This is a genomic window from Pseudomonas sp. FG36, assembly GCF_057809275.1.
Genome location: NZ_JBMDJQ010000024.1, coordinates 59,026 through 81,059 on the forward strand (window position 1 = coordinate 59,026; position 22,034 = coordinate 81,059).

The 22,034-nt window shown below is 62.4% G+C and carries 26 protein-coding genes; 12 read left to right on the plus strand and 14 right to left on the minus strand.

Annotated elements, in window-relative coordinates; genetic code table 11:
* The 6 genes from ACODS9_RS18400 to ACODS9_RS18425 form a co-directional block, all read right to left on the minus strand.
* A complete protein-coding gene (locus ACODS9_RS18400; protein ID WP_046856318.1) occupies window positions 1-657 on the minus strand; it encodes a DUF2491 family protein in 657 nt (218 codons plus the stop codon).
* 256 nt (window positions 658-913) lie between these two features.
* Window positions 914-1,615, minus strand: a complete 702-nt coding sequence (locus ACODS9_RS18405) for a PspA/IM30 family protein (protein ID WP_401105777.1) — start codon at window positions 1,613-1,615, stop codon at window positions 914-916.
* Window positions 1,616-1,631: 16 nt separating this feature from the next.
* A complete protein-coding gene (locus ACODS9_RS18410) occupies window positions 1,632-2,246 on the minus strand; it encodes a YjfI family protein (protein ID WP_046856320.1) in 615 nt (204 codons plus the stop codon).
* A gap of 107 nt (window positions 2,247-2,353) precedes the next feature.
* The gene (locus tag ACODS9_RS18415) at window positions 2,354-2,986 is read right to left on the minus strand and encodes a hypothetical protein (RefSeq protein WP_104444191.1); all 633 of its coding nucleotides are present in this window, start codon (window positions 2,984-2,986) and stop codon (window positions 2,354-2,356) included.
* Window positions 2,987-2,997: 11 nt separating this feature from the next.
* A complete protein-coding gene (locus ACODS9_RS18420) occupies window positions 2,998-3,288 on the minus strand; it encodes a hypothetical protein (RefSeq protein ID WP_489094444.1) in 291 nt (96 codons plus the stop codon).
* Window positions 3,289-3,560: 272 nt separating this feature from the next.
* Entirely contained in the window at window positions 3,561-4,490 is a 930-nt protein-coding gene (locus ACODS9_RS18425; RefSeq protein WP_476258894.1) for a LysR family transcriptional regulator, read from the minus strand.
* Between the two features lie 176 nt (window positions 4,491-4,666).
* On the opposite strand from ACODS9_RS18425, the gene ACODS9_RS18430 reads away from it, so the two are divergent.
* From ACODS9_RS18430 to ACODS9_RS18440, 3 genes are all read left to right on the plus strand, one after another.
* Entirely contained in the window at window positions 4,667-5,650 is a 984-nt protein-coding gene (locus tag ACODS9_RS18430; RefSeq protein ID WP_489094453.1) for a DUF1852 domain-containing protein, read from the plus strand.
* A gap of 26 nt (window positions 5,651-5,676) precedes the next feature.
* Entirely contained in the window at window positions 5,677-6,711 is a 1,035-nt protein-coding gene (locus tag ACODS9_RS18435; protein WP_046856325.1) for a methionine synthase, read from the plus strand.
* Between the two features lie 85 nt (window positions 6,712-6,796).
* Window positions 6,797-7,303, plus strand: coding sequence for a flavin reductase family protein (locus ACODS9_RS18440; protein WP_023630563.1), 507 nt, complete (start codon window positions 6,797-6,799; stop codon window positions 7,301-7,303).
* A gap of 25 nt (window positions 7,304-7,328) precedes the next feature.
* On the opposite strand, the gene ACODS9_RS18445 is transcribed toward ACODS9_RS18440, so the two are convergent.
* Window positions 7,329-7,904 carry a hypothetical protein gene (locus ACODS9_RS18445; RefSeq protein ID WP_367856573.1) on the minus strand — a complete coding sequence of 192 codons (576 nt, stop codon included), beginning with the start codon at window positions 7,902-7,904 and terminating at the stop codon, window positions 7,329-7,331.
* Window positions 7,905-8,138: 234 nt separating this feature from the next.
* Here ACODS9_RS18445 and ACODS9_RS18450 point away from each other — a divergent pair, with 234 nt between their 5' ends.
* Entirely contained in the window at window positions 8,139-9,176 is a 1,038-nt protein-coding gene (locus ACODS9_RS18450) for a sensor domain-containing diguanylate cyclase (protein WP_489094445.1), read from the plus strand.
* A gap of 149 nt (window positions 9,177-9,325) precedes the next feature.
* Here ACODS9_RS18450 and ACODS9_RS18455 read toward each other — a convergent pair whose 3' ends face one another.
* Window positions 9,326-10,138 carry an aminoglycoside phosphotransferase family protein gene (locus ACODS9_RS18455; protein WP_489094454.1) on the minus strand — a complete coding sequence of 271 codons (813 nt, stop codon included), beginning with the start codon at window positions 10,136-10,138 and terminating at the stop codon, window positions 9,326-9,328.
* Window positions 10,139-10,248: 110 nt separating this feature from the next.
* On the opposite strand from ACODS9_RS18455, the gene ACODS9_RS18460 reads away from it, so the two are divergent.
* From ACODS9_RS18460 to ACODS9_RS18475, 4 genes are all read left to right on the plus strand, one after another.
* Window positions 10,249-11,313, plus strand: a complete 1,065-nt coding sequence (locus ACODS9_RS18460; protein WP_489094446.1) for an NAD(P)/FAD-dependent oxidoreductase — start codon at window positions 10,249-10,251, stop codon at window positions 11,311-11,313.
* A 337-nt stretch (window positions 11,314-11,650) separates the two neighbouring features.
* Window positions 11,651-11,896 carry a hypothetical protein gene (locus tag ACODS9_RS18465; protein ID WP_401105762.1) on the plus strand — a complete coding sequence of 82 codons (246 nt, stop codon included), beginning with the start codon at window positions 11,651-11,653 and terminating at the stop codon, window positions 11,894-11,896.
* 127 nt (window positions 11,897-12,023) lie between these two features.
* Window positions 12,024-12,293: a DUF3077 domain-containing protein gene (locus tag ACODS9_RS18470; RefSeq protein ID WP_102684504.1), complete on the plus strand. Its 270-nt coding sequence runs from the start codon at window positions 12,024-12,026 to the stop codon at window positions 12,291-12,293.
* A 558-nt stretch (window positions 12,294-12,851) separates the two neighbouring features.
* A complete protein-coding gene (locus ACODS9_RS18475; RefSeq protein WP_367856579.1) occupies window positions 12,852-13,352 on the plus strand; it encodes a transcriptional regulator in 501 nt (166 codons plus the stop codon).
* Window positions 13,353-13,581: 229 nt separating this feature from the next.
* On the opposite strand, the gene ACODS9_RS18480 is transcribed toward ACODS9_RS18475, so the two are convergent.
* From ACODS9_RS18480 to ACODS9_RS18490, 3 genes are all read right to left on the minus strand, one after another.
* On the minus strand, window positions 13,582-13,737 hold the full coding sequence (locus tag ACODS9_RS18480) for a hypothetical protein (protein ID WP_156177654.1): 156 nt from the start codon (window positions 13,735-13,737) through the stop codon (window positions 13,582-13,584).
* Between the two features lie 55 nt (window positions 13,738-13,792).
* Window positions 13,793-14,119 (minus strand): hypothetical protein, encoded by a 327-nt coding sequence (locus ACODS9_RS18485; protein WP_489094447.1) that lies wholly within the window; start codon window positions 14,117-14,119, stop codon window positions 13,793-13,795.
* 99 nt (window positions 14,120-14,218) lie between these two features.
* On the minus strand, window positions 14,219-14,431 hold the full coding sequence (locus ACODS9_RS18490; RefSeq protein ID WP_330125915.1) for a hypothetical protein: 213 nt from the start codon (window positions 14,429-14,431) through the stop codon (window positions 14,219-14,221).
* 245 nt (window positions 14,432-14,676) lie between these two features.
* On the opposite strand from ACODS9_RS18490, the gene dusA reads away from it, so the two are divergent.
* From dusA to ACODS9_RS18505, 3 genes are all read left to right on the plus strand, one after another.
* Entirely contained in the window at window positions 14,677-15,684 is a 1,008-nt protein-coding gene (gene dusA / locus ACODS9_RS18495) for a tRNA dihydrouridine(20/20a) synthase DusA (RefSeq protein ID WP_489094448.1), read from the plus strand.
* A 213-nt stretch (window positions 15,685-15,897) separates the two neighbouring features.
* On the plus strand, window positions 15,898-16,818 hold the full coding sequence (tal, locus tag ACODS9_RS18500; RefSeq protein ID WP_489094449.1) for a transaldolase: 921 nt from the start codon (window positions 15,898-15,900) through the stop codon (window positions 16,816-16,818).
* Window positions 16,819-16,962: 144 nt separating this feature from the next.
* On the plus strand, window positions 16,963-18,816 hold the full coding sequence (locus ACODS9_RS18505; RefSeq protein ID WP_489094450.1) for an alkaline phosphatase D family protein: 1,854 nt from the start codon (window positions 16,963-16,965) through the stop codon (window positions 18,814-18,816).
* 43 nt (window positions 18,817-18,859) lie between these two features.
* Here ACODS9_RS18505 and rssC read toward each other — a convergent pair whose 3' ends face one another.
* Complete coding sequence (gene rssC / locus ACODS9_RS18510; RefSeq protein WP_023631332.1) at window positions 18,860-19,342, minus strand: anti-sigma factor antagonist RssC; 483 nt, start codon at window positions 19,340-19,342, stop codon at window positions 18,860-18,862.
* Window positions 19,339-20,523, minus strand: coding sequence for a two-component system response regulator RssB (gene rssB / locus ACODS9_RS18515; protein WP_367856585.1), 1,185 nt, complete (start codon window positions 20,521-20,523; stop codon window positions 19,339-19,341). Before rssB ends, rssC begins: the two co-directional genes overlap by 4 nt.
* A gap of 269 nt (window positions 20,524-20,792) precedes the next feature.
* Between rssB and ACODS9_RS18520 the strand changes: the two genes are divergently transcribed.
* The gene (locus ACODS9_RS18520) at window positions 20,793-21,092 is read left to right on the plus strand and encodes a PilZ domain-containing protein (protein WP_401105754.1); all 300 of its coding nucleotides are present in this window, start codon (window positions 20,793-20,795) and stop codon (window positions 21,090-21,092) included.
* Between the two features lie 51 nt (window positions 21,093-21,143).
* Here the strand turns inward: ACODS9_RS18520 and ACODS9_RS18525 are convergent, their stop codons facing one another.
* Complete coding sequence (locus ACODS9_RS18525; protein ID WP_046856385.1) at window positions 21,144-21,851, minus strand: MlaA family lipoprotein; 708 nt, start codon at window positions 21,849-21,851, stop codon at window positions 21,144-21,146.
* Between the last annotated feature and the right edge of the window lie 183 nt (window positions 21,852-22,034).

The following is a 22,034-nucleotide window of genomic DNA, read 5'->3' on the forward strand; positions in this document are numbered from 1 at the left end:
TCAGATGACGTTGAAGTCCGTTGATTGCAGGGTGACACCCACCGAAGTGGTCAGGCTGACATTGCCGTCCTCGTCTTCCTCCACCGACAGCAGGAGGAATTCGCGGCGATCGGTCAGGCCGGTTTCGCGGGCATACAGCATCGACAGGTGCTGGATGCGGTAGCTGGTCTCGGGGCTGGTGACCCACTCGCTGATCGGCGTGAGCTCGGTCTGCCCCTCTTCGCTGCCCCACTGGCGAACGAACTCGTAGCCTTCGTGCTCGTAGTACGGCAGGCCGATGTTCGACTCGGGGCCGACCAGGCGCTTGAGCTCCGCGTCGCTGGTGACCGGCACCACGCTGTAATAGCCGAACAGGATGATGTCACGGACATCGTCAGCGGACGCGCCGTTCATCACCACCTGCAGCCAGTAGTCCTCGTCTTCCATATAGAAGCGCGCCAGGCGCACCGACTGGCCGAGGTCGACTTCACCGACCGCCCAGACCACTTCCTGCTCGGGGACCTCCAGCTCGGAATGCCCGTCGAGCAGCAGTTTGAGCGAGCGATCGAGCTTGAGCATGCGCCCACTGCCCAGGCCGAATGGCAGGTTGCCTTGGGCCTGACTGCCGGCGGCAGGTTTGGGGGCTTCGAAGCCCATGAAGCGTTTCAACCAACCCACGGGGCATCTCCTGGGTGAGAGGATGACGGAACAGGAGCCAATACTGGAGCTGTAGCGAACAGGCTGGGCCTGCTGGAAGAAGGCGACATTGAAAATCCCTTGGGTCGCGGCAGTCCTTTGGCGGGGGCGACACGATACTGCTTTTCGTGTGCCCCGCCAACGGGTCTGCAGCAGGGTTTTGCGCCAGCCGGGCCGGCTCCATCGCGGGGCAAGCCCGCTCCCACGGAGCCCACGACAGGCCGGCCCGCTCAACGAATCACTCCGCCGGCTTGGCCGCCTTGGCCTTCAAGCGTGCCAGTACATCGTCGGCGCCACTGTTGCTGGCACCGATCCCGGCCGACTTCAGGCGTGCTTCCAGATCGCTGCCATCGGCCTTGCCCGCCAGCTCCGCCGCCGCTTCCAGCTCGGCGGCACGCTCGATCTGGCGCTTCTTGATGCGGTCCAGCGAGCCGACCGCCGTTTCCAGGCTGCCATTGGCGCCGCCGGTGGCCGACGCCGCACTCACCTGGGCACGCTGCACGCTTTCGCGAGCCTTGACCAGGTCTACCTGCTGCTTGAGGCCCTTGATCTGCGCCTCGGTCTTGCTCACGGTGGCGGTCAGGGTCGTCACCGACGCACCGAACTGGTCGGCCAACGCCTGCTCGCTGTCACGCTGGTTGGTCAGGTCGGCGATGCGCGCCGCACATTCGTGGGCCAGGCCCTCCTCGCCCTTGTCCAGCGCGGCAATGGCCTTTTGCTCCCAGTCGCCGATGGTCTTGTCGAACTCGGTGATGCGCTGCTGCGCGGTCTTGTGCTTGGCCATGATCTTGACCAACTGGTTGCGCGCATCGATCAGGTTGTTGTCCGCATCGCGGATCTCCTGGTCGAGGATGCGCAGGGCCTGGGAGTCGACGATCGCCTCACCGACTTCCGAAGCGCCGCCACGCAGGGCGGTGACGATCTTTCTCAACAAACTCATGGTGCAATCTCCGGAATCAGTGGGTGAAGTAGTCTTCGAAATCTTCGGCGGCGGTGATGACGTTGTCGGCCAGGGTGTGGATCTCCTGGACGATGTTGTCCAGCGACGAGGCCGCGCTCAGGGCGCCGAACATGGTGTACACCGACTCGCCCGACGGCAGTGTGTGCAGGCCGATGGACGACAGCGGGAACACGTCGCGAGTGCGCAGCACCGCATCGTTGAATGCAGCGCGGTCTTTCACCTGGCTGGCTTCCACCAGCAGCGTGTCGACCAGGATCTGCTCACCAGCCACGGCGATGTACAGCGGCAGGCCGTCCAGTTCGTTCATCACCAGCTTGAGGCTGGGCTCGGCGCCCTGTTGCAGGGACAGGCCGATCGAGCCGTCGCGCACCTCGTCCAGGCCTTGCAGGGCGCCGTGCAGCGTTTCGATCGTCCAATGGGTGTGCTCGGTCATGAAATCCTCCGTTCTGACCTGTTTGCCCGCGTGGGGCTGACGTAAAGCCTTCTCGATACCGCGCAGGGCGGCGGCGTGCTCGGGCAGGATCCACAGCTCACGCTTGACCAGGCCTGCGGCCTTGAGCCGGGCACGCATGTCACGCATGTAGTCGGTGGAGCTTTTCTTGCCTGCCATCGAAGGGGGTGTCCTTGTCTCACATGTGATGCACGTTACGCCTGGATCATGAGCTGCGCAAGCCTCACATGTGAGGAGCGATGCCCGCGCGGTGCGCCCGCCCCGACCTACCCCGCCACTCGCGTCAGCCGCTGCAGCGTCTCGATCACCTGCGGATCACGCGCCTCGAGCACATCCATCTGGATTCTTGCGATCACCGCCTTGAGCAGCTCGGTCTGACTCATCCGGGTTTGCCCCAGCAGCGTCAGGAAATCCTCGGCCATGTGCGCGTTGACCTTCATCGACAGCCGCCGCGTGGCTCCGGACGCCGGCAACCCCCTCTGACGCCGCTGCGCGTCGAGTGCCTGGACGAAGGCCTCGTGGCCGGGTTGCAGACCCGCCCCCTGGCGGGCCTGCACCAGCCAATGGAAATAATGGGCGAGGAACAGCTTGCGCAGGTGTGCCCCCGCCTCGCTGCTGACCGCTTGCATCGCCGCGTCGAGCACATCGAGATACACCGCCGGAAGCCGCGCCTCGATGGACTTGAGCTGCTGCTTGCGCGCCTCGCGGATTGCCGGAGTGGACTGCGGCGGGATGGCCACCACCGTATCGCAGCCATCGCACACGCCCACCAGGATGTCCCGCGCCACGCCCAGGCCATCACTGAAAGGCACGTCGCGCCGGGTGTAATGCATGGCGACCAATGCCTGGCAACGCTCGCACAGGGCCTGGCCGGTGTCGCCCTCGAACAGGATATTCATGCTTGGGTTACTCATTGGTGAACACTGATGAACCACGTCTGCGGCTCGATGAAATACAACTTGATGTACCAGCCGGAGCGCCTGAGCACATGGACTTCGATGGCTGGCACAGCATGGTGTGGGCTGCAGCTGTAGTGAGTGCCATTGCAAGCACGGATGACCTCGATGACATCGCCCGCACTGACCGCGCCAAGGGCCAACAGGTTCTTTACCTCGATATCGCCCCGCGCTGCATGCAAGTACCTCCCGGATTCGAGCGCGGCAATCACCGCGCTCTTGGCTGCCTTGAAGCCTTTTGGCATGACCCCTCCCTGGCATTACGAAAATCATCGTACATTTTTCTGGCCGAATCCAGCTTGCGCTTCGACTCAGCCGACCAACGGCGCTGTCGCGCACCGATGAAGCCTGGGCATGAACTATGGCCGCGGGCACGCAAGTGTGTGGCCTGGATGTGTAACCAGCGCTTTCGGGGATTTACAGCGTGTTTCGCGCGATCCTTGCCGACTCGATGATGACCCGCTGATCCGTGCGCCTCGATTGCCAGGCAATGCGCTGCGCTAGCTGGGGCTGGCTGTCAAACAGCAATCCCGGAAACAGCATTGACGCCCTCCAGCGTCGCGAAGGACATATCCTTTGCCGTGAGCAGGAAGTCGCTTACATAAGGCACTTCGAGCATGTCGCTGCGGACCGCCGCATACAATTTCGCCTGCAGCCCCTTCTCCCCCAGTCGCTTGGTGGTCACGTATCCGCGCGAGCTGTATTCATGCACGGCCCAGTTCGGCAGGCAGCACACACCGCGGCCGCTGGCCACCAGCTGCATCATCATGATCGTCAGCTCCGAGGTGCGTACTTGCGCCGGCTCGATGTCGGCCGGGTCAAGGAAGCGGGTGAAGATGTCCAGTCTGTTGCGCTCGATCGGGTAGGTGATCAGCGTCTGGCTGGCAATATCGGCGGGTTCGAGGTACGGCTTTGCGCACAAGGCGTGATGATTGTCGATGGCCAGCAGTGCCTCATAGCCGAACAGTGGCACGTAGCTGATCCCCGGCAGCTTCATCGGGTCGGACGTCACCACCAAGTCCAGATCGCCCCGCTCCAACGCTGGCAGTGGCGCGAATGAAAACCCCGACGCCAGGTCCAACTCGACCTCCGGCCAGGCACCGCGAAATTCGTCCACCGACGGCATCAGCCATTGATAGCAGCTGTGGCACTCGATCGCGATATGCAGCCGCCCGGCCGTACCGCCAGCCAGCTTGCCCAGGTCCCGCTCGGTGGCGCGGATCTGCGGCAGCACCTGCTCGGCCAGCTCCAGCAGCTTGAGCCCGGCGCTGGTAAAACGTACCGGCTTGGACTTGCGCACGAACAGCGGCATGCCAATACGGTCTTCCAGCTCGCGGAACTGGTGCGACAGCGCCGACTGGGTCAGATGTAGCCGCTCGGCGGCTTCGTACAGGCTGTCGGTTTCGCGCAAGGCATGGATGGTGCGCAGGTGCCTCAGATCGATCATGAGCAAAACTACACTTGTATGCAAAAAAAATGAGTTTGTCTCATGACGAGCCAATCTTTGACAATCCCCTCATCGAATTTGCGTGAGCGAGAAAGGCAGCCTGGCTTGGCGCGGCCGCCATGATCTCAACCCTGGCCTTTCTTGCCTCGCTTCAGACATCAGGGCACACGACCACCATGAACAACGAGTTTGCATTCACTCTCAAACGTATTTGTTTCGATGAGCACTACCAGCCTTCGGACAAGACCCGCACCACCACCAACTTTGCCAACCTGGCCAGGGGCAACAGCCGCCAGGAGAATCTGCGCAATACCTTGAGGATGATCGACAACCGCTTCAATGCCCTGGCGCACTGGGATAACCCCAAAGGCGATCGCTACACAGTCGAGCTCGACATCATTTCGGTGGAAATGGATATCGGCCTCTCGGGCGCCGCCCCTGCACTGCCCTTGATTGAAATATTGAAAACGACAGTGGTCGATCGGGAAACCAACGAGCGTATCGACGGCATGGTCGGCAATAATTTTTCATCGTACGTGCGCGATTACGATTTCAGCGTGCTGCTGTTGGGGCACAACAAGGATCGGCAAACCTTCAGCACACCCGATGATTTCGGAGACCTGCACGGAAAGCTGTTCAAGTGCTTCGTGAATTCGAACGCCTACAAGGAGCATTTCAGCAAGCCCCCGGTCATCTGCCTGAGCGTTTCGAGCAGCAAGGTCTATCACCGCACGGAGAACCGGCACCCGGTCCTGGGCGTGGAATACCTGCAGGCTGAATACTCACTGACCGATGAGTACTTCAAGAAGATGGGTTTGAAGGTGCGCTACTTCATGCCACCCAACAGCGCCGCGCCGCTGGCGTTCTATTTTGCCGGCGATCTGCTGGGCGACTACAGCAACCTGGAACTGATCAGCACCATCAGCACGATGGACACCTTCCAGAAAATCTACCGGCCTGAAATCTACAACGCGAACTCCGTCGCCGGCAAAACCTACCAACCCAGTTTGCAGCACCAGGACTACTCGTTGACGCGCATCGTTTACGACCGCGAAGAGCGCGGCCGCCTGGCTGTCGAACAGGGGAAGTTTGCGCAAGAACATTTCATCAAACCCTACCAGGCCATTCTCGAGCAGTGGTCCGCCCGTTGCGCGCTTTGACTCAACCAGACACAAGGTTTTCCAGTATGAAAAAGCTGTTACCCACCTCCACTGCCGGCAGCCTGCCCAAACCCGCCTGGCTCGCCGAGCCTGAGAAGCTCTGGTCGCCATGGAAGCTGGAGGGTGATGAACTGACCGAGGGCAAGCAAGACGCGCTGCGCTTGTCCTTGCAAGAGCAACAGCACGCCGGTATCGATATCGTCAGCGATGGCGAACAGACACGTCAGCATTTCGTCACGACCTTTATCGAACACCTCGACGGTGTCGATTTCGAGAAGCGCGAGACCGTCAGAATCCGTGATCGCTACGATGCGAGCGTGCCGACGGTCGTAGGCGCTGTTGCTCGCCGCAAGCCAGTGTTCGTCGATGACGCCAGGTTCTTGCGTCAACAAACCTCGCAACCCATCAAGTGGGCGTTGCCAGGCCCCATGACGATGATCGACACACTGTATGACGCCCACTACAAGAGCCGCGAAAAACTGGCCTGGGAGTTCGCCAAGATCCTCAACCAGGAGGCTCGCGAACTCGAAGCGGCGGGTGTCGATATCATCCAGTTCGACGAACCGGCCTTCAACGTGTTCTTCGACGAGGTCAATGACTGGGGTGTGGCCACCCTGGAGCGCGCCATCGAAGGGCTCAAGTGCGAAACCGCCGTGCACATTTGCTACGGCTACGGCATCAAGGCCAACACCGACTGGAAAAAGACCCTGGGCTCGGAATGGCGGCAATACGAAGAAGCCTTCCCCAAGCTGCAGAAATCCAGCATCGACATCGTCTCGCTGGAGTGCCACAACTCCCACGTGCCGATGGACCTGATCGAACTTATCCGTGGCAAGAAAGTGATGGTTGGCGCCATCGATGTCGCCAACCACGCTATTGAAACCCCAGAGGAAGTTGCCAATACCCTGCGCAAGGCCCTGCAGTTCGTCGACGCCGACAAGCTCTACCCTTGCACCAACTGCGGGATGGCGCCCCTGCCGCGCCAGGTGGCAAGAGGCAAGCTCAATGCGTTGAGTGCGGGCGCGGAGATTGTTCGCAGAGAGCTGGCAAACAAGCGCTGAGCCCAGGTCGGAGGTAACAGGTGGGGGCCCGGACAGATGCGGGCCTTCCCACACCTTCGAGCGGTACCCACACCCAGGATCTACTATGTCACTCCCTATCGAGCCATCGAGCTTTCGCGAAGCGCTCGGGCACTACGCCTCCGGTATCACGGTCATTACATCGCACACCGATGACGAGCCGATCGGCTTCACTTGCCAGTCGTTCTACAGCGTGTCGATGAACCCGCCACTGGTGTCATTCAGCGTGATGTCCAGTTCGGCCAGCTACCCCAGGATTCGCCAGGCCGGTCGCTTCGCGGTCAACATCCTGGCGGGTGAGCAGGTCGAGATTTCCAACCAGTTCGCGCGGCGCGGCACGGACAAGTGGCACAAGGTGCAATGGCAACCGTCACCGTTGGGCAACCCGATCATTGCCGGCAGCCTGCACTGGATCGATTGCGAGATTCACGCTGAACACGCCGCGGGTGATCACCTGATCGTCATCGGTGAAGTGAAGGCGTTGAACCTGCAGCAAACCACGTCCTCGCAGCCTTTGCTGTACTTCAAGGGGCAGTATTGCAACCTCGCGGCGCCGGGAGCCGTGGGCGCCTGACGCTGTCGCGAGCACGCCCTGGCCATCAGTACAGCCCGCCCAAGGTCAACGCCAGGCCACCGCCCGCCTGCACGCCGATGTTGAACCCGGCGGAGAGGATCACGCCCTTGGCCGAGCGCAGCAGGCGCGGAAAAGTATCCTGCGGCAGGAACGCGCCACCCGCCCCTATCGCGGCGGTACCCAGGGCCAACAGCTTGGGATCCAGGCCGAACAGCACGCCCGAGCCGCTGCCACCGCCAACCAGGCCCAACCCACCTTCGAGGAACACGCACCCGCCCCTGAAGTCATCGCGCACCAGGCCCCGGGACGCGACCGAGTCAGTCACCAGTACCGTGCCGATCGCCGGAAGGTCTGCGTTGGTGCCCGCCGCGCCGACGCTTTTGCCGCGTACCAGCAGGTTGATCTTGCCTACCCGTGGCAAACGCGCGCCTGCGCCAACACCGACCCCGAGCGAACCGTAGCGAAACTGCTGCTCGGCCTTGTTCGGATCGGTCAAGGTCAGCAAGCCACCGCTGGCGGCGGCAAACATCACCGTCAACCCACCCCCGCTGGCACTCTTGTATTCCCAGTCGCTGACACTCAGCGGCAATGTGATCTGCATGTGAACCTCCGTGTAGTGGCAGCGCCATTCGTCGCCGGCCAATCCCTGTGTCCAGATCGACAGCAGCATAGCAACCCGCGCCTTGCCAGCCCCATAGCCCCAATGAGCTATTGCCAAACCGCCACAAGGCGCCAGCCCTACAGATGACGAGCCGATCGGCGTCACTCGCCAGTGGTGAAGCTTGTCTAAAGTAGTTCCCATCACAGACCCTGCCCATGGAATGGAGAAGCAAAGATGCCGGCTTGCCCGATCCCCACCGACGAAGCGCTGCGCCAGCACGCCCTCGATGAGATGAACCTGGTCGATACGCCCGCCGAGCACTACCTCGATACCCTGGTGCGGCTCACCCAGGACCTGGCACACGTGGACACCGTGCTGATCAGCCTGATCGACCAGGACCGCCAGTGGTTCAAGGCCAGGATCGGGCTGGACGCCAGCGAGACCCCGCGCGACGTGTCCTTCTGCGGGTACGCCATTCTCTATGACGGCACCTTGCTGGTGCCGGACGCCACGCGCGACCCGCGATTCGTCGACAATCCGCTGGTACTGAATCCGCCCTATATCCGCTTCTACGCCGGACATCCGCTGCGCGCCGGAAACGGCAAGGCCATCGGTACGTTGTGCATGTTCGACCCGCAACCGCGCCTGCTGAACGAGATCCAGCAGGCGAATTTCAAGGACCTGGCCACACTTGCGGAGGGCTATCTGCAACTGCGCAGCCTGATCCAGACCAACCGCGACCTGCGCCTGGAGATGGACCGCGAACAGCGCAAAGCGCTGCTCGACCCCTTGACCCAACTGTGGAACCGCGGAGCGTTGGCCGCCTTCCATGACCGTGAGCGGCGCCTGGCCCACGAGCGAGGTCTGCAGTTGGGGGCGATTTATGCGGACCTTGACCACTTCAAGGCCGTCAACGACCAGCATGGCCACGCGGCCGGCGACCAGGTCCTGTGCGAGTGCGCCCGCCGCCTGCGCGCCGCGCTTCGCCCCGATGACCTGCTGGTGCGCCAGGGTGGCGAGGAATTCGTCGCCTTGCTGCCGGTCAAGGACAGCGCGGAACTGAACGGGATCGCGCAACGGGTACGTCAGCTGATTGGCACCCAACCGGTGCAGTTGGCCAGCGGCCCGCTGCGGGTAAGCCTCAGCGCAGGGTGCACTCTGTTCGCCGAGGGGGAAGCGCTCGAAGACGCGCTGAGTCGCGCCGACAGCGGGCTGTATGCCGCTAAGCAAGGGGGGCGGGATCAGGTGGTCTATGTGCCGGGCGCGTTTTGAGCGGGGTGGAGTGCGCGAAGGCCAGAGTGCCCGTTGTTATGCATCAAGCCCGCTACTCCTTGCCGGCATGCACGCGCCCAACGTTTCGGAGTTGATAGGCTGCGTGCGCGACCTGACTATCAGCAGGCTCAGAGAAACACGTAGATGCCTCAGTCAGAACCCCGAGCGCTGCCATCGAGCGCCGAAGCCGCCAGCCTCGCCAACGCCAACCTGCCCTCCGGCTCAGCGCCGTCCTCGATCATCCAGGTTGCCGACAACCCTGCCCACGCCAGCACCCACTGCAACAGCCTGTGACGCTCAATACCGGCTGCCTGCGAAATGATCGCTATACGCCGTGGGAAGCGCCCCGGCGCCTGCGCGCTGGCTTCGTCCGGGTTGCAGAGGATGTTGGCAAAATCGAAGCCCCGCTCGCCGTACAACCCCTTGGGATCGATGGCGAGCCAACCGGCCGGCCCGAAATCCAGCACATTGCCGTGATGGATGTCGCCATGCAGCACCGCAGCGTCCTGGGGAGCTGCGAAAAGCGCCCTCGCCGCCTTTGCGCTGTGCTCCAGCACCCCACCGTGCGTCGCCGCCGCGCTCCACAATGCGTCGAACCATTGCTCCAGCGGCACCAGCGCAGGCCTCGCCGTCGACCGTGGCGCATGCAGGCGCGCCGCCACGGCACAGAGAATGCGCGTAGCCTCGTCATCCCTGCCATCTGCGACCATCTGCGCAAGTGACGCCGAACCTTGCGCCCGCTTCATCAGCAACGCCTCGCCCGCGTGAGCCAGCACAGGGGCTGCACCGTCGCCTGCCCACCAGGCCATCAGCTGGCTGCCGGCCTGCTCCTCCGGCGCCTGCGATACTTTCAGCATCGCCGGTGTATCGCCTTGGCGAACGGGCAATAGATTGCCATTGAGTGAAACGAAAGCCTCCCCATCGATGGTCAGCCCCCACTGCTTCAGGTATCGATCAAACATAGGCTCGCTGGTACTCACGCTTTCCATTTACTATCGCCGCTTGCCCCTGTGGCCCCAGGGTTGCCAGGTACGGCCAGTGAAACATAGTCCCAAGTCGGTGACGGAGCACGATGAACAATATCCCGGGAATGAATGTGGTAGTGGTGGGGGCAGGTATCGTGGGGGCCTCCGTTGCCTACCACCTTTCTTGCCAAGGCGCGCAGGTGACCATCGTGGAGGCTGGCCATGTAGCGTCTGGCGTGACCTCCACTTCCTTTGCATGGATCAATACCACCTACAGTGACGCAGATCCCGCCGCCGCACTGCGGGCCGCAGCCGTATCGGACTATCGTCGCCTCGAAGCGCAACTGCCAGACTTACACATTCAATGGACCGGTTCGCTGACCTATGGCCTCCCGGAAGTACCGGCCGCCCCTGCGACGGGTACAGGGATATCAACGGTATCCCGCGCTCAGATCCTCACCCTGGAACCTAATCTGAAACACCCTCCTGCCCAGGCCAACCATGCTCCAGAGGAAGGCGCGCTGAACGCAGTAGCGGCCACCTGGGCCTTGATCAAAGGCGCTCAAGCCCGAGGTGCCAGGTTGCTGGAGCAGACACAGGTGGAAGGGTTCACGGGTAGCGCAGATAAAGTCTCAGGTGTGAAAACCACCCTCGGAGTAATTGATGCGGACCTGGTGGTGCTTGCGGCGGGAACGGGTACCACGCTATTGACGGAGGTGTTGGGCTACTCACTTGCGCTCGAAGCCTCTCCTGCCATCTATATCCGCTACCACTCGCCTCCCCACCTTGTCCGAGGGATCATTTCCAACGCAGCCATGGAGGTGCGACATGCTGATGACGGCAGCCTGTTGGCAGCGGAGGATTATCTGGACAATGCCGCAGATAACCAACCAGGCGCCATTGCGCTGAGAACCACCGAAGCCATCAGAGCAGAGTTACACGGCGTCGTTTCACTCGATATAGAAAAGGCATGCGTGGGTCTCAGGCCGATACCCAGCGATGGTGCACCGCTTGTTGGTTATCTACCGGGTATCAGCGGTGTTTACGTTTGTGTCATGCATCCTGGTGTCACTCTAGCCGCTACCGTAGGCCGCCTCGTGAGCACTGAAATCGCCAGTGGCAAGCCATCGCCTGATTTGGAGCCGTGCAGGCTGGTTCGATTCAGCCGGTGAGTAGGGCTTGCCTCCTGAGAAAGGGCGTCAATAATCAGATTTTACCCCTTCCTTGTAGTCCATTTCCCAAACATACTGCTGCCGCCTGTTTTCCGTTGCGGCTGCTCTGTGGGCGCTCTAGTCTCGGCCTGTCGTTGCACATCAACGACACAGCTTTGACAGGCTGTGACGGTAGAATCACGCAGGCAGTCCCCGTTCAATGGTGGCTGTACGTGTGGGCACGCTTGCGTGCGCCGGAACTTTTGCGTGATTTTCCGCCGGTCTGTCAACCCACGTACAGCTGCCGCCTTTCTGTTTGACAGCAGGCTGGTGGTGGCACCGTCAACGGTAAATCACGATGCTAAAGATCGTCCCCGATCCACCCCACAACCAGCACTCTCTCGAAGACACCCTTATCCAGGCCACCGAGTACGCCCTGTGCGCGCAAAACGTGGCGCATCAGGCTGTTCTGCTGCAGCCCAAGTCACCCGCCTCGATTCTGATGCTGGCCTCCATGCATGAGATGGAGGCACTGCGCGTGCTGCTTGAGTCGGCATTGATTCAGGTGCAAATGCCGAACGCACAACCGCGTACGTTGCACTAGATCACAAGGTATGTGGTGCCTGACGCGGGGCAAGCCCGCTCCCACGCCATTGCGTCCCGACGTGGGAGCGGGCTTGCCCCGCGATAGCGCAAGAACAGGCAGCGGAACACTTCAGGGAGATTCAACGATGACCACAGATACCACCCCACCCCACACCACCGTGGGCAAGACCAAGTTCTACCAGGGCGAAGGCCAGACCGACCCGCTGTTCTGCATCGAACCCGGCATCCCTTGCCAGCATGCGCGGGACCAGGCTTCGGAATTGATGGGCTGCGTACGTGACCTGACCATCACCGGCATCATGGAGGAAAAGCCCCAGTTACTTTGGGCGTCGTATTACCTGAGCGCGCTGGCCAAGGCATTGATGGACGATGCGGAGTTGGGGATGAGTCGCTAGGTAAAACGGCTGGTCGGCCGGTGCCGGCAGCCAAGGCACCGGCTGCCAGTAAGCCAGTTCCCACGGTTGCCGGGGAATGGTTTGCGCAGGATGTTTGGTCTCGCGGACAAGCCCGCCTTGCCTTGCTGGCTAGACCAGAGTTCCTGGCGCACGTAGCGGGCAATGGCCTCCACGGTCGGGTGGATCCATATGAGCGCAGGCGGGGGGGTATTTTGCGTTGCTCAGTAGTAGCGCCGTGCATGCGGTGCTCGATCCCTCCCGGCGGCCTTCTCACAGCACCCAGTACTCGCCGCCCCTCTGATAAGCCCGACACGTGCTGGATTTGCGACTCAACGCCACGGCGAGTATCGCGCGCCACGGCTTGCAGGTGTCCGTGCAGCAAACGCGCAGCCAAACAATCAAATGAGTCATATTTGTCTCATTTGATTGATTTTAGATTCTTCGCCTTTTATCCTTGCGCCCCGACGCTGTTAACGCATGCCAGGCTGCGCGCTCCAAGCCGCCGCACTGCCTGCTGAAGTCCTTGAAACCCACATCACCCGCTCCGAGGAAATGGATATGCTGTTGCGCACCGTTGTCGCACTCCTGGCTTTTTGCAGCTTGCCGCTGATCGCCGCTGAAAGTGAAATGCCCACGGGCAAGGAGGTCATGAAACAGAACCAGGCGCTGATTCAAAACAATCTGGACGACGCTGACTACAAGCGTAAACAGATCGTCAAGGCCCACATGGACCTGGCGGGCGCGGAGAACGAGAAGTTCTGGCCGATCTACAACACCTATCGTGCCGAAGCGCTGAAGATCAACAAGGGCATTCTCGAAACCATGATCGACTACGGTCAGGCCTACAGCAAAGGCTATGTCACCGACGCCCTGGCAACCGACCTGCTCAATCGCATTTACACCCTTCAGGAAGACCACATCCAACTGCGGGAAAAATACACGCGTCGCCTCGCCGATGAGATCTCCCCTAAGCGCGCCATGCGCTTCCTGCAGATCGAAACACAATTGGATGCCATGCTGGAAATAGATATCAGCCGGCAGGTCCCGCTGGCGGAATAACCCCTCTCCTGGGCACGGCCCATGGCCTGAAAGACTCGCGCAACGCGCCCAGCCCTCATTTAGTTCCGAACGCGCACTTGTACTCGATGGCGGTAATCCGCTCGTAGCGCATCTTGCCTCCTTGGGTAACCTCTCGATGTCCACCAAGTCGCCATGGGCCGAGTGGATACCCGATCCTGCGGACAGATCAAAAGCCCAGCACGCAGCTGGGCTCGGCCTGACAACCCGCTCACTCAGGCCTGCGCGCCGGGTCGTCTGGATTGCGCTGCTGTCCCATGCCCTCGCCTTCCTCTTCCTCATCCATGAGCGGATCGTCTTCCACTGGGTCAGGCGTCGTGGGATCGTCTGGGTTGGTGCCGCCCTGCTCTCTCGGATCGGTGCTCATCGCTGCATACCTCGGAAGGAATTGCTGGATACCACACCTGATTTGAGAAAGAGGCTCACGGGCTCGTTCGATTTTCCGTCGCGCCACCGGTCGCCTTGGCGTCAGGCCCTGGCGCCGCATAGGACGCCCCCATGTCGCGTGCCAGCGCGACACCCCAGAGCATCGCGGTGGTCATGGATTGGCCTGGCCTTGCCTTGTGCGCTTCCTCATGGAGGCAGGCGCCGTCCGCCCCATAGATTCCAATGAATATTTGAGTGGCACAGACACGGGATAGTCGGACCTGAACATCAATGGTCAACCCGGACTCGAGCACTTCGGTATGTGAACGACTGTGCAGCTGGGCGTCCGCCCAATCCCAGTAGGTCTGGCCTCTCGATCTCATCGCATCCTCCGTCAGCAGGAGATCTAAGTAAGGCACAGATAGCGAAGCGGCTCTATGCCGGCTATCCAGTTATTGGAAAACCTGACTCATTCGACGAATTTACTCCGCAAAAACCCGCATGGCCTGTTGGAGCTCATTGATCGTGGCGCCAACGTGCGCTTCATCGATCCACTTCCATCGAGCACCGGTAAGCAGCCCTCCAATGGCATGAAGACGCAGATCATTTGGAGGGATGCCCCGGACAGCGCCAGCAGCCAGCAATGCGAATAGCGCCTGCTCCAGCGCGATTATTCGTTGCGCCTCGTCAGTCATGATGCAATCCCCTGTTTTGCTTTGCCCTACCCATTGGTCATCATTGGCAAGAGGAAGAGCTGCCCATACGACCGATGGCGCGAAATACCGGTGTACACGTTCAGCGTAAGGCACCGGCCAGCACCTGATCGCCGATCAAACCGGACGAATCTCGCCATGCTTGGTAAACTGGCAGCCATTCATTCTTCACATTGCCTGCCAGCGCCCCCTGCCGTCTGGCTTCGCTGAGTTCGTGCCCCACACTTATGCATTCTCAAGCCGCTACCCCCACTGCACCACGCTCCGAGCCGTCCCGCCGCTTCAGCGTGGCGCCGATGATGGACTGGACAGACCGCCACTGCCGCTTCTTCCTGCGCCTGCTCTCCCAGCACGCCCTGCTCTACACCGAAATGGTCACCACCGGCGCCCTGCTGCACAACGACGCCCAGCGTTTCCTGCGCCATGACGATTCCGAGCACCCGCTGGCCCTGCAACTGGGCGGCAGCGTGCCGGCGGACCTGGCCGCCTGCGCGCGCCTGGCCGAGGACGCCGGCTATGACGAGGTCAATCTCAACGTCGGCTGCCCCAGCGACCGGGTGCAGAACAACATGATCGGCGCCTGCCTGATGGGCCACCCGGCGCTGGTGGCCGATTGCGTCAAGGCCATGCAGGACGCGGTCAGCATTCCGGTCACGGTCAAGCACCGCATCGGCATCAACGGCCGCGACAGCTACGCCGAGCTGTGCGACTTCGTCGGCCAGGTGCGCGACGCCGGGTGCCGCAGCTTCACCGTGCATGCGCGCATCGCCATTCTCGAAGGCCTGTCGCCCAAGGAAAACCGCGAAATCCCGCCACTGCGCTACGACGTGGCGGCGCAACTCAAGGCCGACTTCCCGGACCTGGAACTGGTGCTCAATGGCGGCATCAAGACCCTCGACGAATGCCGCACCCACCTGCAGACCTTCGATGGCGTGATGCTGGGACGCGAGGCGTACCACAACCCGTACCTGCTGGCCGAGGTCGACCAACAGCTGTTCGGCAGCGCGGCGCCGGTGGTCAGCCGGGCCGAGGCCATTGAAAAGCTGCGCCCGTACATCGTCGCGCATATGCAAAGCGGCGGCGCGATGCACCATATCACCCGGCATATCCTCGGGCTGGGCCAGGGCTTCCCGGGCGCGCGGCGCTTCCGCCAGTTGCTGTCGGCGGACATTCACAAGGCTAGCGAGCCGCTGAAGGTGCTGGACCAGGCCGCCGAGCTGCTGCAGGGGCGCTGAGGGAACCTGCGGCGGGGTTGGCACTCGAAGGCAATGCCTTTTGCCGCAGGCCCGGTGTGAGCCGGGGCTGCTTTGCAGCCTGATGCGGGCAAGCGCGCGCCTACTGAGGGATCGCGTTGCCTGCGAAGGCTTTCCCGATACGCCTGCGACGGGCCTTGAGTGGCTGTCGGGGCTCGGGTAATGTCGAGTCATTGCACAGGACAGAGCACGCCCATGACCTCCAAGCTGGAACAACTCAAGCAGTTCACAACCGTGGTCGCCGACACCGGCGACCTGGACGCCATCACCCGGCTCAAGCCGGTCGACGCCACCACCAACCCGTCGCTGCTGCTCAAGGCCGCGGCCATCCCGGGCTACGCCGACCTGCTCAAGCAGGTCAAGGCCGACGCCAAGGGCAATGTCGACCTGGCCTGCGACAAGTTCGCCGTGTCGGTGGGCTCGGGCATTCTCAAGGTCATTCCAGGACGCATCTCCACCGAGGTGGACGCGCGGCTGTCGTTCGACGAGCCGGCGCTGCTGAAAAAGGCCCGTCAGCTGATCGAGCTGTATGAAGCGGCCGGTGTGCCGAAAGACCGCGTACTGATCAAGCTGGCCTCCACCTGGGAGGGCATCCGCGCCGCGGAGAAGCTGGAGAAGGAAGGCATCCAGACCAACCTCACCCTGCTGTTCTCCTTCGCCCAGGCCCAGGCCTGCGCCGACGCCGGGGTATTCCTGATCTCGCCGTTCGTGGGGCGCATCTACGACTGGTACAAGAAGAGCACCGGCAAGGAGTACGTCGGCGCCGAGGATCCGGGCGTGGTATCGGTCACGCGCATCTACGACTACTACAAGACCAATGGCTACAACACCGTGGTCATGGGTGCGAGCTTCCGCAATATCGGCCAGATCGAACAGCTGGCCGGCTGCGATCGCCTGACCATCAGCCCCGAGCTGCTGCTGCAGCTGTCGGACGATCAAGGCGATCTGCCGCGCATCCTCAAGCCGGGCAATGCCGGCGAGGCCAAGCATCAGTTGAACGAGAGCCAGTTCCGCTGGGCAATGAACGAAGACGCCATGGCCACCGAGAAGCTGGCCGAAGGCATCCGCCAGTTCGCCCGCGACCAGGAGAAGCTGGAAGCGCTGATGGCTGGCTGACAAAGCCTGATACATCTTCGGCTTGATCGACGGGCGGTTAATGCAGAGCATTTCCGCCCGTTTTCGTTGCGGCCGCATTCCCCATAACCAGTGGGAGCGGGCTTGACCCGCGATAGCGTCATAGCAGACAAAACCGAGCCTCTGATGATCCCCAGCACCACCCTCCCCCTTGTCCTTGCCGGCCCGGTACTGCGCCGCCTGGAGCCGCAGCGTCTGGCGATCTGGCTGGTCGGTTCGCAACCGCTGCAAGCCGAATTTGTCCTGGAACAGGCCGGCATCAGCGCCACTGCGCATTGCAAGGTGATCGCGGTCGGTACGCACGCCTTCATCCACCTGCTGGATATCCACTTCGATCAGCCGCTACCCAGCGACGTGGCCCTCGATTACGACCTGCGCCTGGCCAACGGCCAGGGCATCGCCGACTGGGCCCCGCACCTGCTCTATCCCGGCGCCAGCCGCCCCAGCTTCGTGCTGCGCGAACGCCTCGACCAGGTGCTCCACGGCTCGTGCCGCAAGCCCCATCATCCGGCTGCCGACGGCCTGCTGTGCGCCGACCGCCTGCTGGCCGCCGGCCCGCGCCCCGAGGAGCGCCCCGCCGTGTTGCTGATGAGCGGCGACCAGGTCTATGCCGACGATGTCGCCGGCCCCATGCTGCGCGCCATCCACGGGTTGATCGAGCGCCTGGGCCTGTTCGACGAGGCGCTGGACGGTGCCCTGGTCGACAGCGGCGCCGCGCTCTACCAGCACCCGGCCTGCTATTACCACCGCGCCGACCTGCTGCCGGCCCAGGAAGGCAACGAAACCCTGCGTGAGCGCTTCTTCGGCGGCAAGCGCAAGCCGATCTTCTCCTCCAGCAATGCCGACAACCACCTGGTGACCTTTGCCGAAGTCATGGCCATGTACCTGCTGGTCTGGTCGCCGCTGCCCTGGTCGCTGGTGGGCATGCAGATGCCATCCGGCCTCACCGACAAGCGCCAGGCCCGCTACCACCACGAGCTGCCGTTGATCGAAGCCTTCCGCGACGGCCTCGGCCAGGTGGCGCGGGTCATGGCCCACCTGCCCTGCCTGATGATCTTCGACGACCACGACATCACCGACGACTGGAACCTGTCGGCGCAGTGGGAACAGACCGCCTACGGCCATCCGTTCTCGCGGCGGATCATCGGCAACGCGCTGCTCGGCTACCTGCTGTGCCAGGGCTGGGGCAACGACCCGGACGGCTGCGCGGCGCTGGTCCGGCAATGCCGCCAGATGCACGAGGCGCGGGATGAACTGATTGGCGAACTGCTGCGCTTCCAGGGCTGGCAATACGCGCTGCCGAGCAACCCGCCGCTGCTGGTGCTGGACACCCGCACCCGGCGTTGGCGCAGCGAAAGCAACCTGGCCAAGCCTTCGGGCCTGCTCGATTGGGAGGCGCTGAGTGAACTACAACAGGCGCTGCTCGATCACCCCTCGGCGATCATCGTGTCGCCGGCGCCGATCTTCGGGGTCAAGCTGATCGAGACCGTGCAACGGGTGTTCAGCGCACTGGGCTACCCGTTGCTGGTCGATGCCGAGAACTGGATGGCGCACCGCGGCGCGGCGCAGGTGGTGCTCAATATCTTCCGCCACTCGCGCACGCCGGGGCATTACGTGGTGCTGTCGGGCGATGTGCACTACTCATTCGTCTACGAAGTGCTGATCCGCCATCGCCAGCGCAGCCCGCACTTGTGGCAGGTGACCAGCAGCGGGATCAAGAACGAGTTCCCCCGGCGCCTGCTGGATGTGCTCGACCGGCTCAACCGCTGGCTGTATTCGCCACGCTCGCCGCTCAACTGGTTTACCAAGCGTCGACAGATGGAAGTGGTGCCGCGCACGCCCAGCCGGAGCAAGGCCGGCGAGCGGCTGTGGAACAGCGCGGGGTTGGGGCAGGTGTTCTTCGATGACCAGGGGCGGCCGGCGCGGGTGTATCAGTTGAATGCCGATGGTTCGCCAGCTACGGCTTTCATCAAGGACTGAAGCCATCGCGGGGCAAGTCGCATCGGCGCACCGCCGCGATAGGTCAGGATCTTTCCAGCGCGCTCACCAGGTCATGGAACGCCTCGCGGTTGGAGTCGTTCAAGCCCATGAGGATCTTGTGCGCCTCCAGCACCTTGGAGCGCACCACGCTTTCGTCCTGGTCCTGGGAAGGCAGGTCGGTCAGGCATTCCGGGCACGGCACCGGGCGGTCGACGATATTGAACACCTGGTCGAAGCCCATGGACTGCAGCAGCCGGGAAATGTCCGGGTTGGTGGTGACCACGGTCGGCAGCAGGCCGACCTTTTGCCGGGACAGGATCGACAGCTTGGCCAGCAGGCCCAGGGTGGTGCTGTCGATGCTCTCGGTTTCGGTCAGGTCGATGACGATGGCCGAGAAGTTCAGCGCGGTGAAGATCTTCTCGATCGTCGCATCCAGTGCCGAACACAGGGTCAGGCGCACTTCACCGACAAATTTCAGAACGAAGGTCCCGCTTTGCTCGGCGAACTGGATTCTACCAGTACTCATTCAAGGTTCCTGCTCAACACCAATAGGGCGATATCATCCGGCATCTCCCCAAGCGTAGCCAATTCGAATCGTTGGCGCAGCCCCTCCAGGCTGCCACCCGCCGCCTTGACGATTTCCGGCAAGGCAGCTTCCTTATCTTTGAGTGTGTCCCCGGGCAAAAGGTCCAGAATGCCATCGGACATCAGGGTGAGGCTGAACTGCTCTGGCAGCTCCAGCACCAGGTCCTGGTAGCTGGCCTCGTCGAACAAGCCCACCGGCAGGCCGCGGCCTTCGAGGTAGCGGGCCTGCCCTGGGGTATACAGCACCGGCAGCGGCAAGTGGCCGCCGACGCTGTAGGTGAGCAGGCCAGTGTCCTCGTCGATGACCCCACCGACCATGGTCACATGCTTGCCCAGCTTGCAGTTGATCAGGCCACGGTTGATGTGGCTGAGCACCTGCGAAGGCTTGAACTCGCGCATCTTGCCGCCACGCTTGAATTCGAACAGCAGGCGCGTGGTCATGAACTTGAGCAGCACCGTGACGAACGCCGACGAGGCGCCGTGGCCGGATACGTCCGCCAGGTAGAAGGCAATGCGCCGGTCGTCCACGCGGAAGTAGTCGGCGAAATCCCCCGACAGGTACAGCGACGGGATGATCTGGTGCTCGAACGCGAAATCGCCGGCCACCCAGGGGTTTTCCGGCAGCATGTTCATCTGCACCTGGCGCCCGGCGGTCTGGTCCTCCTGCAGCAGGTGCAGGCTGGCCTCCAGTTCGCGGTTGGCGGCCTCGAGCTTCTCGCGGTAGCGCTGGTTCTCCAGCACCAGGCGCGAGCGGTCGAGCGCGCGGCGCACCGAGTGCTCGAGCACGGCCAGGTCTTCCAGGGGCTTGATCAGGTAATCCGCCGCGCCCAGGCGCAAGGCTTCGACCGCGTCGCTCATCACGCCGGCACCGGACACCACGATCACCGGCAACTGCGGCGCGCGCTCGCTGATCCGGCGGATCAGTTCGAGGCCGCCCATCTGCGGCATGCGCAGATCGCAGATCACGAGGTCGGGCTGGTGTGCTTCGAAGACCTGGAGGCCCTGCTGGCCGTTGCCGGCCTGGAGGACGCTGAAGCCGCTGTCTTCCAGATAGGCGGCGAGGCTGGCACGGACCACCTCGTCGTCATCGATGATCAGCAGCGTTGCACTGGGTTTCTGCATGTGGGCGAACGGCGCCAGATTTGGGTTGGCGTAGCGCCTGTGGAGAACCGACAGACGGCTACTGGAATGCTCTCTAGCCACTCTCTACTTGAGTTGTAGGACAAGAAGACTGGTCCGGCAAATAGCGAGGTGCCCTGTAAGGCGCTGACGGTACTCCCATCCGCCTGGCGTTTCAAGCATGGGCAGGTAGACTTCCCTGCACTTTACAGGGCAAATCACCCGGCGTTATAAGAATGTGGAGCAGCGCAACCTGACGAAAGGATGCAAGCATGTCCCAGCACCCCGTGGATTACAGCGAAAAACGTGATTTCATTCGCATGCGTATCGATGCCGAGGTCCAGCTGCTGCAGGCCGACCAGGTGATCAGCGCTGTGTGCATCGACCTCTCCAGCACCGGCATGCAGGTACAGGCGCCGCAGCGTTTCCAGGTGGGTGACCGCCTCGAGGTGCGCATCGACTCCGACCATACGGCCCTCGCCGGGCTGCATGCCAGCACCGAAGTGGTGTGGATCGCCGACCAGCCAGCCGGTGCGCAGCGCTTCGGCTTGCGCATCCTGGCGATGCATTGAACTGTTACGAAAAAGGCGACCCGAAGGTCGCCTCTTGCGTAAGCCGGCAGATCAGAAGTCGTCTTCGACCTGCCCGTCCTTGACCTTGAACTCGCGGTTCTGCAGGTAGGCGTTGCGCAGGAAGATGTACTTGTCGCCCTGCATCAGCTTCTCCGCCGACAGCAGGCTGGCGCGGGTGTCGATCACGTCCAGGGCGAAGATCGAGTTGCGCGTCGGCACATGGTCGATGTAGCGGTAGGGTTCGGTGTAGGTGTCCGGGTACTTGGCCAGGCCGTCACGCACGGTGCTTGGGCCAAGGAACGGGATGACCACGTACGGCCCGCTGGGCACGCCCCAGTAGCCGAGGGTCTGGCCGAAGTCTTCATCGTTGCGCTGCAGGCCCATCTTGGTGCCGACATCGAAGAAGCCACCCAGGCCGAAGGTGGTGTTGACGATCAGCCGCGCCGTGTCGACGCCCGCCGCACGGGGTTTGAGCTGCAACACGTTGTTGGCCAGGTTGGTGACGTCGCCCAGGTTGCGGAAGACGTTGTGGATGCCATCTTCGAGGAACTGCGGGGTGACGAACTGATAACCCTGCGCCAACGGCTTGAGGGCATAGGTGTCGAGGACGTCGTTGAACCGGAAGATCGGCCGGTTCACCGCCTCCCAGGGATCCTCCTCGGTGGCCGCCTGGGTGGCCGCCACGGGCGCCAGCAGCAAGCTGGCGCAGACACAGGCCTGGGTGACTCGCTCGATCACTCCGGCACCGATCCTACGCATAGATGTTTCTCCATCGGATTTCACGGCGGCAACGGCCTTTGGCACGCTGCTCGATAGGGCGCAAGTATACTGGCTTGCTGGCCGAACGATAGTTTTACATATCAGCGTCAAGAATTTGTGAACAACTGTAGGCTCTGTACGAAATGTATCTGCACTCGCCCATACTGCGTTGAAACGGGGCTC

Coding starts and splice junctions, on each gene's coding strand:
- ACODS9_RS18405 (WP_401105777.1), bottom strand. CDS start 1,615: ATGAGTTTGTTGAGAAAGATCGTCACCGCCCTGCGTGGCGGCGCTTCG.
- ACODS9_RS18410 (WP_046856320.1), bottom strand. CDS start 2,246: ATGGCAGGCAAGAAAAGCTCCACCGACTACATGCGTGACATGCGTGCC.
- ACODS9_RS18415 (WP_104444191.1), bottom strand. CDS start 2,986: ATGAATATCCTGTTCGAGGGCGACACCGGCCAGGCCCTGTGCGAGCGT.
- ACODS9_RS18420 (WP_489094444.1), bottom strand. CDS start 3,288: ATGCCAAAAGGCTTCAAGGCAGCCAAGAGCGCGGTGATTGCCGCGCTC.
- ACODS9_RS18425 (WP_476258894.1), bottom strand. CDS start 4,490: ATGATCGATCTGAGGCACCTGCGCACCATCCATGCCTTGCGCGAAACC.
- ACODS9_RS18430 (WP_489094453.1), top strand. CDS start 4,667: ATGAACAACGAGTTTGCATTCACTCTCAAACGTATTTGTTTCGATGAG.
- ACODS9_RS18435 (WP_046856325.1), top strand. CDS start 5,677: ATGAAAAAGCTGTTACCCACCTCCACTGCCGGCAGCCTGCCCAAACCC.
- ACODS9_RS18440 (WP_023630563.1), top strand. CDS start 6,797: ATGTCACTCCCTATCGAGCCATCGAGCTTTCGCGAAGCGCTCGGGCAC.
- ACODS9_RS18445 (WP_367856573.1), bottom strand. CDS start 7,904: ATGCAGATCACATTGCCGCTGAGTGTCAGCGACTGGGAATACAAGAGT.
- ACODS9_RS18450 (WP_489094445.1), top strand. CDS start 8,139: ATGCCGGCTTGCCCGATCCCCACCGACGAAGCGCTGCGCCAGCACGCC.
- ACODS9_RS18455 (WP_489094454.1), bottom strand. CDS start 10,138: ATGTTTGATCGATACCTGAAGCAGTGGGGGCTGACCATCGATGGGGAG.
- ACODS9_RS18460 (WP_489094446.1), top strand. CDS start 10,249: ATGAACAATATCCCGGGAATGAATGTGGTAGTGGTGGGGGCAGGTATC.
- ACODS9_RS18465 (WP_401105762.1), top strand. CDS start 11,651: ATGCTAAAGATCGTCCCCGATCCACCCCACAACCAGCACTCTCTCGAA.
- ACODS9_RS18470 (WP_102684504.1), top strand. CDS start 12,024: ATGACCACAGATACCACCCCACCCCACACCACCGTGGGCAAGACCAAG.
- ACODS9_RS18475 (WP_367856579.1), top strand. CDS start 12,852: ATGCTGTTGCGCACCGTTGTCGCACTCCTGGCTTTTTGCAGCTTGCCG.
- ACODS9_RS18480 (WP_156177654.1), bottom strand. CDS start 13,737: ATGAGCACCGATCCGAGAGAGCAGGGCGGCACCAACCCAGACGATCCC.
- ACODS9_RS18485 (WP_489094447.1), bottom strand. CDS start 14,119: ATGAGATCGAGAGGCCAGACCTACTGGGATTGGGCGGACGCCCAGCTG.
- ACODS9_RS18490 (WP_330125915.1), bottom strand. CDS start 14,431: ATGACTGACGAGGCGCAACGAATAATCGCGCTGGAGCAGGCGCTATTC.
- dusA (WP_489094448.1), top strand. CDS start 14,677: ATGCATTCTCAAGCCGCTACCCCCACTGCACCACGCTCCGAGCCGTCC.
- tal (WP_489094449.1), top strand. CDS start 15,898: ATGACCTCCAAGCTGGAACAACTCAAGCAGTTCACAACCGTGGTCGCC.
- ACODS9_RS18505 (WP_489094450.1), top strand. CDS start 16,963: ATGATCCCCAGCACCACCCTCCCCCTTGTCCTTGCCGGCCCGGTACTG.
- rssC (WP_023631332.1), bottom strand. CDS start 19,342: ATGAGTACTGGTAGAATCCAGTTCGCCGAGCAAAGCGGGACCTTCGTT.
- rssB (WP_367856585.1), bottom strand. CDS start 20,523: ATGCAGAAACCCAGTGCAACGCTGCTGATCATCGATGACGACGAGGTG.
- ACODS9_RS18520 (WP_401105754.1), top strand. CDS start 20,793: ATGTCCCAGCACCCCGTGGATTACAGCGAAAAACGTGATTTCATTCGC.
- ACODS9_RS18525 (WP_046856385.1), bottom strand. CDS start 21,851: ATGCGTAGGATCGGTGCCGGAGTGATCGAGCGAGTCACCCAGGCCTGT.